A 12,276-nucleotide genomic window follows, 5' to 3' on the forward strand; every position below is an offset into this window, starting at 1 on the left:
TTGAGGTTAGATGAAATCGGCGTTCTTATAGAATTACTCCCAAACCAAAAAGCAGCACAAACAACAGTGTCGACAAGGCCAGTTGCCCCAGTCGGGGATTCAATGTTGCCGGATCGGTATGCGCAGCCACAGCCCGGCCATTGAGGATAAACAGGGGAAACGAAAGCAGATACAGATAAGCCGTCAGGCTGTGAGCGGTCAGCAGGGAGTAAACAAGGGCGCAGGCCATACCACTTACCAGCAGCAGCCAATGATAGCGAATGGCCTTTTCGCGGCCCAACCGGACCGGTATCGACTGTTTTCCCGTTCTCGCATCTGTTTCCATATCACGCACATTGTTGATATTCAACACCCCCGTAGCAAAAAAACCCACAGCACTGGCAGGCAACAAAAGCAACGTACCCAGCGATTGCGTATGCAGGAAATACGTACCCAGCACGCCTACCCATCCGAAAAACAACAATACAGCAATATCACCATAACCAGCGTACCCGTAAGGCCTTTTTCCGTTCGTGTAGGCAACAGCCGCCGCTATACAAAGCAGGCCGAGGATCAGGAATACCCAAAAAAGCCACGCTCCCGTTTCACGCGTTGCCTCAATAAGGAGCCACACACCAGAAAGTAACGACAGGCCCGCCGTGATGAGGATGGCCCGGAACATGGCTTCTTTGGTCAGATCCCCCGTGGCAACGGCCCGGCGAGGCCCGACCCGATCCGGGGTGTCTTTACCAGAAACCGCATCGCCATAATCATTGGCGAAGTTGGATAGTATTTGCAGGAAAATGGTGGTGAGGGCCGCCAGCGTAAAGGTGAGCCAGCTAAACCGCCCCACCGAAGCAGCCAGAAAGCTCCCCAGAATGATACTGGCCAGTGCCAGCGGCAACGTACGCGGACGAGCCGCTGCAATCCACGCGTTCATTCAATGATTGGTTATTGGTTATTAGTTAGTGGTGATTAGTTATCAACGGCTATTCCAAAGCAGCCAAAAACTAATCACCACTAACTAATAACCAGCTCAGATTCCTACTGCTTTTTTAAAGGCGGCGTCGTTGGGTTTTACGCCTGATGCGAAGAAGTGGGTCAGTTTCCCGTTTTCATCAACTACGTACTTGCAGAAATTCCAGCCGGGAGCCTGCTCATTCCAGCCGTTCAGGCTTTTGGTGGTCAGCCACTTGTAGAGCGGCGCCTGTTTTTCGCCCACCACGTCGATCTTCTCGAATAGCGGGAAGGTTACGCCGTAGTTTTTCTGGCAGAACGACGCAATCTGCTGGCTGCTGCCCGGCTCCTGACCGCCAAAGTTGTTGGCGGGGAAACCCAGCACAACGACCTTGTCTTTGTGCTGCTTATAAAACGCTTCCCAGTCGGCATATTGGGGGGTGTAACCGCATTCTGAAGCCGTGTTCAGAATGATTACTTTCTTGCCCTTATACTGACTCAGGGCTACCGACTTCCCATCAAGGCTATTCATGGTGAAGTCATAGAGCGACTTTGACGGGGTGGTTTCCAGGGTTGCCGGTGCTGCGTGAGCCGCCGTTTTATCGCTGAAAACATGTTTGACCAATCGGGAAAAAGACATAGTGATTAACAGGGTAACGCCTACAGCTACTGCCAGGCCAATTTTTGATGAAGTACGCATAGGAAACTAGTGTCAGGTGTTTAGCTTAAAAAGTCAACACGGAGGCTTACTTTACATTTTCTCAGGTACGTTGATACCTAGTAAACCCATGCCCGTACGGATGGTTTCAGCCACTTGCGTCGATAGGGTTAGGCGGAACTGCGTTTTCACCGGATCAGGCTCCGACAGAATCGATACCTCAGCGAAAAGCCGGTTGTAGGCCTTAGCCAGATCGTACACGTATTGTGCCAGGTACGACGGGGCAAAGTTGTCGCCTGCCTCCTTCACACGCTGCGAATACTGACCCAACAAAACGATCACCTCCCGTTCAGTTTCGTGCAGCTCAACGGTCTCGTCGGCCAGGGCATTAGTCACTAAACCAGCTTCCCGCGCCTTCCGAAGTACCGACCGGATTCGGGCGTGGGTGTATTGAATGAATGGCCCCGTATGCCCATGCACATCCACCGATTCCTCCGGGTTAAAGAGCATACGTTTCTGCGGGTCTACTTTCAACAGGTAATATTTTAACGCACCCAGGCCGATCATTCGGAAAAGCGCCTGCTTTTCGGCCTCGTCGAACTCATCGAGCTTGCCTTTTGCCGCCTGATCAGCCGCCTCGGCCGCCACTCTTGTTACCTCCTCAACCAGATCGTCGGCGTCGACAACGGTGCCTTCGCGCGATTTCATCTTCCCCGATGGCAGGTCCACCATGCCGTAGCTGAGGTGGTAGCAGCCCGCCGCGTAGGGCCTTTCCAGCCGCTTCATGATGGCAAACAGCACCTTGAAGTGGTAATCCTGTTCGTTGCCTACTACCCAGATCGACCGGTCGGAGTGAAAATCGCTGAATTTCAGATCGGTCGTTCCCAAATCCTGCGTGATGTAGACCGATGTGCCGTCACCGCGCAACACGAGTTTCTGGTCCAGCCCTTCTTCGGTGAGATCGATCCAGACCGATTTGTCGTCTTTCTGGTAGAAAACGCCGTTGGCCAGCCCTTCTTCCACTACGTCTTTGCCCAGCAGGTACGTGTTCGATTCGTAATAGGTTTTATCGAAGCTAACGCCAATTTTCAGGTACGTATCGGCAAATCCAGCGTATACCCAACTGTTCATCTGCTGCCAGAGCGCCACCGTTTCGGCATCGCCCTGCTCCCATTTTAGCAGCATTTGCTGGGCCTGCTGCATGAGCGGCGCTTTTTTCTCGGCCACCTCCGGGGCCATCCCGCCGGCAATCAGTTCGTTGATTTCGACTTTGTACGCCTTGTCGAACAACACGTAATATTTACCGATCAGGTGATCGCCTTTGAGGCCAGCCGATTCGGGGGTTTCAAACGTACCGTCGTCCTGCCGACCAAATTTCTGGTACGCCAGCATTGACTTACAAATATGAATACCCCGGTCATTGACCAGACAGGCTTTGGTGACGGCGTAGCCATTGGCGGCCAGGATCCGGCTGATCGAATCGCCCAGAAAATTGTTGCGCAGGTGACCCAGATGAAGCGGTTTGTTGGTGTTGGGCGACGAAAATTCGACCATAACCGACTGACCATTAGGGGCCACTACGCCAAAGTCAGGTACGTTCACAATACCGTTCAGCGAGCTAACATAGGCGGCATCGGAAAGGCTGATATTCAAAAAACCCTGCACGACGTTGAATCCCCGCACCATCGGTGAGTTGGATTGTAGCCAGTTGCCCAGTGCCTGCCCGATTTCTGCGGGTGATTTTCGCAGCATTTTCACCAGCGGAAAAAATACGAACGTGTAGGTTCCCTCAAATTCTTTCTTCGTCTGTTGAAGCGTAACCTCGCCTGCCGACGTGTTGTAAAGGGTCTGAATGGCCTGTTGAATAGCCACTTGTAAGTCTGCCTGTAAATCCATTGTTAGGTGGCCTTCGTGTTGGGCCTGAACGATCCGCCTGTGCGGGAGTATATGCCGCAAAAGTACGAAAGGGTAACGCATTTGGGCAATTCAACCGGAAGATGTAGCTTTCGGAAGTACCCGGCCAGTTTTTCGCCATCCAGACGGTCCGCCGCCGCGGTACGTTCTTTCTATGCGACTATTGCTGTTGTTTTGTCTGTTGCTCACCTCTCCAGTTTGCCTGGCTCAGTTAACGCCGGTAAAGCGGGTCGACTATCCTGTCGATGATTCGGCCGATGAGGATTATCATGTGCTTCCACTCGGTGAACAGGGCGCCTTATTGACGTATCACAAGCACGACGATTACAGCCGCCGTCCGCACAGCTACACGTTTACCCGCGTAGACACCTCGCTCAAAGCACGCTGGAAAGTGGAGTATTCGCTACCGGAGCATTTCGTTCCCAGCCAAACCTTCGACAACGCCCGTTACGCGTTTCACCTGGCAACTGAGTTAGATACTGACAACTTCAGCATGATTCGCCTCAATCTTGAAGACGGCACGCTGGATACCTATTCGGGAAAACTGCCATCGAGCCTGTCGATAACGGATTTTAAAGTGATGGGCAATGTGGCCTATCTGGCCGGTTACTACCGATCGAGACCCGTTGTGATGGCTTACTCACTGTTCGACGGGAGCATTCGGGTGTTTCAGGGTCTGTACATCAATAACGTTGAGTTAGGAAGCATGGAAGTGGATGAATTTCGGCAGGAAGTACACGTGGTGACACATACCCTGAAAAAGAATTGCCAGTTTACCCTCCGCTCCTATTCGCCGGATGGGCGGCCGCTCCGGGTAATCGAGTATGGCGGTACGCAATACAGCCTGATCTCCGGCAAAATTCTGCCCATCAGCGCCGATGAATCGTTACTGGTTGGAAATTACTCCACCGATTGTACGCCCTACTCGCAGGGGATTTTCATTACCCGAATCCGCCATAACGAAACGGGGAAACTGACCGTTACGACCAACCGGGGCGAAGCCATCCGATACGTGGACTTCTCTAGCCTGAAAAACTTTTTCAACTACCTGAAACCCAAACGGCAGAAGAAAATGAAGGCGCGGCTGGCCGAGCAAAAACGACTGGGTAAAGAATATAAATTCAGGTATCGTCTGCTGGTGCATGACCTGACGCCAACGACAAACGGCCTTAGGCTGGTGGCTGAAGTGTATTATCCACAGTATAGGGGGTCCATTTCTTCCTATTCTTCACGTACCTGGCGGTCGGCCTCTAGTCTACCCACGCGCTTTCAATCTTCGTCCACCCTGCCAATGGGTAATGGCCAGATGTATTCCGATGGCTACCGGTATACCCATGCGTTTGTGTGCGAGTTTGACCAACAGGGCAATCTGCTTTGGGATAACTGCCTGCCTATCGATGACTTAACCGATGCCAATCCCATTCAGAAAGTGCAGGTATCGACTCAGGGAAACCGGCTGGTGATGGCCTACGAGCAGGAAAGTGAAGTGAGCACAGCGATCATCGAACGCGATTCGGTGCTGGCAACCGGCGACCCATTCAAACTAATGGCCGGTTCTGAAAAAGAGAAGGTACAGGCAGCGGCTGAAGAAAGACTGATTGCCTGGTATGGTCCTTATTTCCTGGCCACGGGCTACCAGAAGCTCGTTCCCGAACGGGGCTTTACCAGTCAAAGCCGCGAAGTATTTTATGTCAATAAACTGACTTACGACGCCTTTAAGCCTGCTACTGCGGTTCCTGGCTCGCAGAAGGCAGATGCCGGGAAGCTGCATCGACCCGACCGTTGATCAGTAGTTGCTGAACCGTTAACCCGGAACCCAGCCCCGTTTTTGTGGGTTGCTATAGCTTATGATACCCAATAATCGCGAACTGATTCATGCGCTTCGGCAGGGTCAACTCCTTGGCATTGCCGATGAAACTGGCTGGTCTGTAGCCGCCGACCCTCAGCATGAGGCCGCTGTCCAGCAGTTGATTGCGCTGAAAACTGCCACGAAAAACCCGTACGACCTAACCGTTCTGGCCAGAAATACCGATCAAGTGGTGATGTATGTGCAGAAGATGCCCGATGTGGCCTTCGATCTGGTCGAGTTCACCGATATTCCGCTGATCGTTCTTTTTCAGAAAGGCAAAAATGTGGTGGCGGGCGTGGGTGAAACCGAAATTGCCGTTCGCAAGTCGCTGAATGAAGATGTGCAGTTTCTGCTTGGCGGCTTCGGGAAAGGGCTCATCACGCTGCCGTTTGAAAGCTTCACTTTACCCGATGCCGCCCGCAAAGTGGTTAGCCATACCCTTGGCGAAGCGTCGCGTAATTTCCGCAAACCCCGTATCCTTCGATTAGGCATGGGTGGAGAAATTGAGTTTCTCAGAAAATAAGGTAGTTCCGCTAGTCCGATCGTGGGCAATCAGGCACGCTACTGCTGCCTGTATCTGCTGATTGCCTCTTTGTAAGCTTATGAATTTCGCTGACTTCCTCACTAGTAAGCCTGTGTTCGCGCGCATTGCCGAATCGGCACGCGCCCTGGACATACACGCCTATGTGGTGGGCGGGTACGTTCGCGACCTGATCCTGAAACGGCCGTCGAAAGATATTGACATTGTCTGTCTGGGCAGCGGTATTGCGCTGGCCGAAGCCGTTGGCAAAGTGGCGGGCGTGAATGTGGCGGTTTATCAGAATTTTGGGACAGCTATGCTTCGAATGGCCGATCCGGTCGATGGGTACGTTGATGTTGAATTTGTGGGCGCCCGTAAAGAATCGTACCGGGCCGATTCACGTAAACCGGTTGTGGAGGATGGCTCCCTGGCCGATGATCAGAACCGCCGCGACCTTACGATCAACGCCATGAGTATCAGCTTGAATCAGGCTGACTACGGCGATCTAATCGACCCGTTTGATGGCTTGACCGATCTTAAGCGTCGGGTGATTCGTACCCCGCTGGTCCCCGACATTACATTTTCCGACGACCCGTTGCGAATGATGCGGGCGATCCGGTTTGCGACTCAGCTTAACTTCGACATCGACCCGGATACGTTCGATGGTATTATCCGAATGAAAGACCGGCTCGGTATCGTGTCGATGGAACGGGTCATCGACGAAATGAACAAGATCATTCTGGCCCCGACGCCCTCCTACGGCTTTAAACTCCTGTATCACTCGGGGTTACTGGAACTAATCCTGCCCGAGTTGGTAGCGTTAAAAGGTGTGGAAACGGTCGAGGGTAAAGGCCATAAAGACAATTTTTTTCACACCCTTCAAGTGCTGGATAACGTAGCCCGGATGAGTAACGATCTCTGGTTGCGCTGGTCGGCTATTTTACATGACATTGCCAAAACGCACACTAAACGCTTCGACAAACGCGTAGGCTGGACGTTTCACGGCCATGAAGAAGTGGGTGCCCGGCTGGTGCCAACGCTGTTCCGGCGGCTGAAACTACCCCTCAACGAGCACATGAAGCAGGTACAGAAGCTCGTGCGCCTGCATATGCGGCCTATCCCACTGGTGAAAGAAAGCATCACCGACTCGGCGTTGCGCCGCCTGCTGTTCGAGGCTGGCCCCGACCTGGAGCTGCTTTTAACCCTCTGCCGGGCCGATATTACGTCCAAGAATCACGATAAGGTACAGCGCCATCTGAGCCGGTTCGATCAGGTAGAGCAGAAGTTGCACGACCTGGAGGCACGCGATCAGCTTCGCAATTTTCAGCCCATCATCACGGGCGAACTGATCATGGAAACGTTTGGCCTGAAACCGTCGAAGGAAGTGGGCGACATAAAAGTCGCCGTGCGGGAAGCAATCCTGGAAGGCATCATTCCTAACCGGTACGATGTAGCCTATCCGTTTATGATTGCTGAAGGCGAAAAACTGGGATTAACCGTGGTAAAACACGTACCTGAGCCAATAAACAATACCGCCAGTTGACGAGTACACCTATTTGTTTGTTTCTTGCAACCATTATGGAAAAAAATAACTTTCGTCGCTCTTTCGGTGCTGGCCTGACTATTCTGGGGTCAGCCGTCATCCTGTTTGCCTGCGTGGCTTTTCTGTCTAACGGAAAGCCTACACTGGGCCTTGAAGTGACACGTGGTGCAGCCGCGGCACCTTTTATTGTTGGCCTGATTTTCTTCGGCGCCGGTATCAACCTGATCAACAATTCGTAGTGAACAATGTATACTGAATGATAGACAATGGCTTGGCATAAGCACCTCGCCTTAAGGTGACGAGTTGTAGCTGAGCGAAGCGACTGTCCATCATTCAGTATACATTACTCTTTTTTCGCCGACAGCAACCAGGCGTAGGTGTTCTGTGGCAACGGAAGGCCGTTGGGCTGTAGTTGAAGGTACATCAGATGCAGGTGCGTTGGCGATCGGGCTTTGTAGGCGTTCAATCCAGAGCGCCCTACTTCTGCTATTTTCTGTCCGGCACGTACCCAGTCGCCCATTGTGACCGTCACCACATTGTTGTGGGCGTAATAGAACAGTCCATTACGCACCGGATCATATACCCAGATCCAGTTGCCACCCCGATACTCCTGGGCGGGCGTCCAGCCCGTTTCCATCGCAACAACCAGCCCTTCGGACATGGATAGTACATCGACAGGTTTACCATTCCGGTCGTCGACCGAATCCTGATTTTGATCCCGAATGAAGATATCCTGCGCCGGATGGCTACCCCGAACGTTGTAATCGAAGAGGTCGAATCCGTTGCCCCTGTACCCCTCACCGTGGGTTCCGCCAATGGCGCTGGTGGAATAGCCTTTTAGTGGAAACCACAACGCTGTCCGTTCACGGCCTGAATCGGTTGTGGTATCAGTTGGAAAACCAACCGACGATTTATACCGCTCCTGTAAGCCAAGCATGATCCGGCTAAACGCAGCACGCGCAGAGTCAGGCAGGATGCTTTCCTCCCGGATTTTGATATAAAGCGTATTAAATTGCTGGCAGTACTGATAAGGCGTTGGCTCGGACATTTCGGAGAAGGGCACCTGCGAAGAGGCCACGTTTAGTCCGCCGACTAACAGGGCGATCAGGAGTCCGAAAAAACGCCTTAACAAGTAGACAGGGGTGGGTATTGTCGGCAAAACAGAGAATCTTTTTGCCAAAAATAACGAATAGTCGGCAGGCAGCTATAAGTAGGCCGTCGATCAGTTACTACCAGGCGGACAGAATATTCGATAGAACGTGTAGCTAACGGTTAAAAAGACCATCGTATAATGGTCTTTCCGATCAGGATCACTCTGATTTAGTTTAGTTGCGCCCGCCGCCGGGGTGCCAAGCCCATCAAGATTATCCGTAGTGGTGAAACGAGTAGTATATTCCAGGCCAATGGTCCACGGGCGGGCAATTTCGTATTTGACGCCAACGCCCAGTGGAAACGCAATCTCCACGGGCTTATCACCGGGCTGACGCAGGCCGTGCGAAAAAACAGCCAGCCCCCCAAACACGTACGGCGTCCAGTTCTTGGCATTGCGTAGCGGCGTATAATTCCTGAATTTATACTCGCCCAGCAAGGCTACTTCCCTAATGGTGTTCCGAAAAGCAGCGCCACGAGCCAGTTGATACGCATCGTTTGTGATACTATCGGTGCCAATAATACGGCCAAGCGATACCTGAGCCCTGGCAGCAAAGGAACGGGAAAGATGGTATTTGAAAAATAAACCGCCCCCTGGCCGCACAAACTTAGGGTTGAGTACCGGAGCCACGTCACCAGTATACAGCATACCACCGAACGCGCCACCAATCTCAATTTTCTGACTTACTCCCAGCAGTGGGCTGAGAAAAAGCCCGGCTACGAGGAGCCGGGCCACGATGCCTTTCGGATGTCTGGACACAGGTTAGCGGATCGGAGGACACTTGATTTTGGCCGGAATGATATAGTGTATCTGGAAACTCGTAAGCAGGTACGAGTCCTTCAGGGGCAAGACAACACTAGTTCCGCCACGCTCTGTGAGTAAAGCCGTGTTTATGCCCGCCGCATTTATCTTATCGATTCCTGCCTGTCGGCTGTCGCCGGTGCGGGCAGCAATTGGTTCTTTATAAAATAGGTTCCCGCTTGCATCAGCCGCAATGGCGCGATTAGAAAACGCCCGTGCCAAAGGGGTCGCCAGATCAGCCGGGTTGGGGTATGAGCCGCCCACATCGTCTAAATAGTCAGAGAAGGTAGGGGTTATTCGTATCTCAGCGGCTAAATCCAGGTATTCGCTGAGTTTATAACGCACACCAAGGCCAATGGGTACAGAAACGGTTACCAGCGAATAGGGCTTGGCATAACCCGGTTGCCCCTGCCCCTCTGTTCCCAGTGGCTGCAAAGCTACCCATCGTTGCGTACTATCTGCCTGCCCCTCCGCAACGCGGCCTGTCAACGCTTTGGGGTTATGAGCAACCAGTGCTACGCCCAAAAGCGCGTAGGGTGTCAGTTTAGGCCGATCGCGCGGAGTTCGGCCAGCAGCCACGAAATTATACGTACCGATCAATGCAAACTCTTTCAGGTCATTTCTGAAGTGAAGATTCCGAACAAATTGGGGCGCAAACGTAACAGGGTCGCTTTTCGAGTACGTGTAATCATCGCCCGTAATGCGTGCCCAGGTAAACGAAGCCCGTACACCGATTCGAGGCGTAAAATGACGGGTAAACATAACACCCGCATTCCAGCGCGGTAAGGTAAAAAGCGACTTCAACGGTCGTCCGTATCCAGACAGATCACCAAAGTACGTCGACGTACCTACGCCAAAACCAACTTCAGAATACGGTAAAAATTGGGGATTCGATCGACGCTGCGCGTACCCCTCGTGTCTGCTTCCGCCAACTAGCAGTGCCGACAGAATCCCCAGCGTAAAAATGGGTCTATAAGTCATGGAATTGATTACGAAATAAAAATCGGTTTGTCCGTCACAAAACCACCGACCTGCACCAGATTGTTGAACCTCCTGCGCCAGTGTTCTGCTTTCAAAACGGGCTTACGATTAAAATATTGGCCTCTGATGTATTTTTCTCCCGTCGGTCAATTACGTACATCGAAGCCCCAGTTTAGTTTACTGCGGAGCGTATTGAGGAAGTTATCGTCGCTGAGCTTTACCAGACGCGCCGAAAACCGCTCGCGCTGTACGTGCAACCTGGTGGCTGCATCAACCGTTTTCGAGCGAGAATCCAACGCCACCAGAAAATTACCGCTTCGACTTTCTACTTCAAACGACAGCTTGCAGGAGTCCATGATGACCATCGGCCGAACGTTCAGGTTATGCGGGCTAATGGGGGTGATAATGAAGTTGTTTGTCTGAGGAAGCAGTACCGGTCCGCCACAACTTAGCGAATAGCCCGTTGACCCGCTCGGCGTTGAAATGATGATCCCGTCAGCCCAGTAAGAATTCAGAAATTCACCGTCCAGGTACGTATGCACGGTGATCATCGACGAGCTTTGGGTACGTGTGATCGTGAAATCATTGAGCCCAAACGGAATACCTTCGAATATGTCGGTATCGGCCTGCACGCTCACCAGCGATCGTTCATCGATGGTGAATTTTTTATGAATCAGCGCGTGCAGCATAAACTGGATACCGCCGGGCGATACCGTCGCCAGAAACCCCAACCGACCGATGTTGATGCCAACGATCGGAATCTGACGAGGGCCAACGTGCGACACCACATCGAGCAGTGTGCCGTCGCCACCCAGGCTGAAAGCAAAGTCGGCGTCGAAGATTTCCTCGGGCGTGTGGTAGGTAAGCTGGCTGTTGTGCGTGATGCCAGCCGACTCTAAAAACTGACGATACGTCTCGGATAGCTGGACTTCGGCCCCACGTGCCGCCAGCGTATCGAACATCGACTGAACAAAGGGGCGGGCCGCTTCCTGAAACGTACGTCCGTGAATGGCAATTTTCATGAAAAACAGTTCTCAGTAATTCAGTACGCCAGCGCCCGGCGGTTTAGTACCAGAGGCCACCAAACTGATTCCTGAAAACTCAGTTTGTTTAGGTGTTCAGAAAGCGCATGAGCGCACTAAGGCGTTCCTGGTCGAGGCTGTCGATGGGCGCACTGGCAAAAGCCGCATCAATAGTGTAGCCAAATCGTTCAAGGGTTGATACTACCGATGTAATATCACGCTGGTTGAGTTTTAATGTCAAACGGGCCTGATCGGTCAGGCCATAGATTGGGCTGCTGTAATAACTGCTGATAATCTTCACGTTATTGGTCTCGATCAACCGGCTGATTTCCGCCATCGAATAATCGTGTTCGTCCAGCGCCAGTACCAGAATCGCTCCAGATTCCTGAATACCAAGTTCGCGGGAAAACTGACGCAGCAAATCTGTTGTACCCACGCAACCCATAAATTCGCTTTCCCGGTTCACAATCGCCAGCACATCGAGCCGGTGTTCGGTTGTCAGGGCAATTAACTCCAGAAGGTGCTGATTTTCAGTGGCCGACACTGATTCAGCCAGGCGCATTACGTCGCTGATGGGCCGCTCGTCGTCGGGTAGGTTAAGTAGGAGATCTTCACTCACAACCCCGAGGTACTGGCTGCTATCGACCACGGCCAATTGGGTCAGATGGTGTTCCTGCATCCAGTCGAGTGCTTCAGCAACGGAGTCGCCCGGTTTAAGGGCGGGAATCATTGGATCAATAAGTTCAACAGCAAGCATACGAACGGAGAGATGAGTGTCGACTGAAAACTAAGAAGAATTTCCGATAAACAGGTATCAATTAACAATGATCAATGAACAAGTAGCCGTGATCGGTAACTGGTACTCTGTTGTTTCGCTCACTACTAACGTACCTGGGCCTCTC

At 52.3% G+C, this 12,276-nt stretch carries 12 protein-coding genes; 4 read left to right on the plus strand and 8 right to left on the minus strand.

Annotation, left to right across the window (positions count from 1 at the left end; all coding sequences use genetic code 11):
• Positions 1-25: 25 nt before the first annotated feature.
• From ACFE8Q_RS11945 to argS, 3 genes are all read right to left on the minus strand, one after another.
• Positions 26-919, minus strand: a complete 894-nt coding sequence (locus ACFE8Q_RS11945) for a 1,4-dihydroxy-2-naphthoate polyprenyltransferase (RefSeq protein WP_375445624.1) — start codon at positions 917-919, stop codon at positions 26-28.
• 96 nt (positions 920-1,015) lie between these two features.
• Complete coding sequence (locus ACFE8Q_RS11950; RefSeq protein ID WP_375445625.1) at positions 1,016-1,636, minus strand: glutathione peroxidase; 621 nt, start codon at positions 1,634-1,636, stop codon at positions 1,016-1,018.
• 51 nt (positions 1,637-1,687) lie between these two features.
• Positions 1,688-3,490 (minus strand): arginine--tRNA ligase, encoded by a 1,803-nt coding sequence (gene argS, locus ACFE8Q_RS11955; protein WP_375445626.1) that lies wholly within the window; start codon positions 3,488-3,490, stop codon positions 1,688-1,690.
• 172 nt (positions 3,491-3,662) lie between these two features.
• Here argS and ACFE8Q_RS11960 point away from each other — a divergent pair, with 172 nt between their 5' ends.
• From ACFE8Q_RS11960 to ACFE8Q_RS11975, 4 genes are all read left to right on the plus strand, one after another.
• The gene (locus ACFE8Q_RS11960; RefSeq protein ID WP_375445627.1) at positions 3,663-5,294 is read left to right on the plus strand and encodes a hypothetical protein; all 1,632 of its coding nucleotides are present in this window, start codon (positions 3,663-3,665) and stop codon (positions 5,292-5,294) included.
• 61 nt (positions 5,295-5,355) lie between these two features.
• Entirely contained in the window at positions 5,356-5,880 is a 525-nt protein-coding gene (locus tag ACFE8Q_RS11965) for an L-threonylcarbamoyladenylate synthase (RefSeq protein WP_375445628.1), read from the plus strand.
• 79 nt (positions 5,881-5,959) lie between these two features.
• Entirely contained in the window at positions 5,960-7,420 is a 1,461-nt protein-coding gene (locus ACFE8Q_RS11970) for a CCA tRNA nucleotidyltransferase (protein WP_375445629.1), read from the plus strand.
• A 35-nt stretch (positions 7,421-7,455) separates the two neighbouring features.
• Positions 7,456-7,659: a hypothetical protein gene (locus ACFE8Q_RS11975; RefSeq protein WP_375445630.1), complete on the plus strand. Its 204-nt coding sequence runs from the start codon at positions 7,456-7,458 to the stop codon at positions 7,657-7,659.
• Positions 7,660-7,763: 104 nt separating this feature from the next.
• On the opposite strand, the gene ACFE8Q_RS11980 is transcribed toward ACFE8Q_RS11975, so the two are convergent.
• From ACFE8Q_RS11980 to ACFE8Q_RS12000, 5 genes are all read right to left on the minus strand, one after another.
• A complete protein-coding gene (locus tag ACFE8Q_RS11980; RefSeq protein ID WP_375445631.1) occupies positions 7,764-8,483 on the minus strand; it encodes a M23 family metallopeptidase in 720 nt (239 codons plus the stop codon).
• Positions 8,484-8,642: 159 nt separating this feature from the next.
• A complete protein-coding gene (locus tag ACFE8Q_RS11985) occupies positions 8,643-9,329 on the minus strand; it encodes a DUF6089 family protein (protein ID WP_375445632.1) in 687 nt (228 codons plus the stop codon).
• Between the two features lie 3 nt (positions 9,330-9,332).
• A complete protein-coding gene (locus ACFE8Q_RS11990; RefSeq protein WP_375445633.1) occupies positions 9,333-10,352 on the minus strand; it encodes a DUF6089 family protein in 1,020 nt (339 codons plus the stop codon).
• 146 nt (positions 10,353-10,498) lie between these two features.
• Positions 10,499-11,374 carry an NAD kinase gene (locus tag ACFE8Q_RS11995; protein WP_375445634.1) on the minus strand — a complete coding sequence of 292 codons (876 nt, stop codon included), beginning with the start codon at positions 11,372-11,374 and terminating at the stop codon, positions 10,499-10,501.
• A gap of 88 nt (positions 11,375-11,462) precedes the next feature.
• Positions 11,463-12,131, minus strand: a complete 669-nt coding sequence (locus ACFE8Q_RS12000) for a CBS domain-containing protein (protein ID WP_375445635.1) — start codon at positions 12,129-12,131, stop codon at positions 11,463-11,465.
• Positions 12,132-12,276 lie beyond the last annotated feature (145 nt).

Origin of the sequence: uncultured Fibrella sp., from assembly GCF_964250085.1 — a bacterium.
GTDB lineage: Bacteria > Bacteroidota > Bacteroidia > Cytophagales > Spirosomataceae > Fibrella.

Bases quoted from the DNA above. Each gene is read 5' to 3' on its own strand.
- ACFE8Q_RS11945 (WP_375445624.1), bottom strand. From the start codon at position 919: ATGAACGCGTGGATTGCAGCGGCTCGTCCGCGTACGTTGCCGCTGGCA.
- ACFE8Q_RS11950 (WP_375445625.1), bottom strand. From the start codon at position 1,636: ATGCGTACTTCATCAAAAATTGGCCTGGCAGTAGCTGTAGGCGTTACC.
- argS (WP_375445626.1), bottom strand. From the start codon at position 3,490: ATGGATTTACAGGCAGACTTACAAGTGGCTATTCAACAGGCCATTCAG.
- ACFE8Q_RS11960 (WP_375445627.1), top strand. From the start codon at position 3,663: ATGCGACTATTGCTGTTGTTTTGTCTGTTGCTCACCTCTCCAGTTTGC.
- ACFE8Q_RS11965 (WP_375445628.1), top strand. From the start codon at position 5,356: ATGATACCCAATAATCGCGAACTGATTCATGCGCTTCGGCAGGGTCAA.
- ACFE8Q_RS11970 (WP_375445629.1), top strand. From the start codon at position 5,960: ATGAATTTCGCTGACTTCCTCACTAGTAAGCCTGTGTTCGCGCGCATT.
- ACFE8Q_RS11975 (WP_375445630.1), top strand. From the start codon at position 7,456: ATGGAAAAAAATAACTTTCGTCGCTCTTTCGGTGCTGGCCTGACTATT.
- ACFE8Q_RS11990 (WP_375445633.1), bottom strand. From the start codon at position 10,352: ATGACTTATAGACCCATTTTTACGCTGGGGATTCTGTCGGCACTGCTA.
- ACFE8Q_RS11995 (WP_375445634.1), bottom strand. From the start codon at position 11,374: ATGAAAATTGCCATTCACGGACGTACGTTTCAGGAAGCGGCCCGCCCC.
- ACFE8Q_RS12000 (WP_375445635.1), bottom strand. From the start codon at position 12,131: ATGCTTGCTGTTGAACTTATTGATCCAATGATTCCCGCCCTTAAACCG.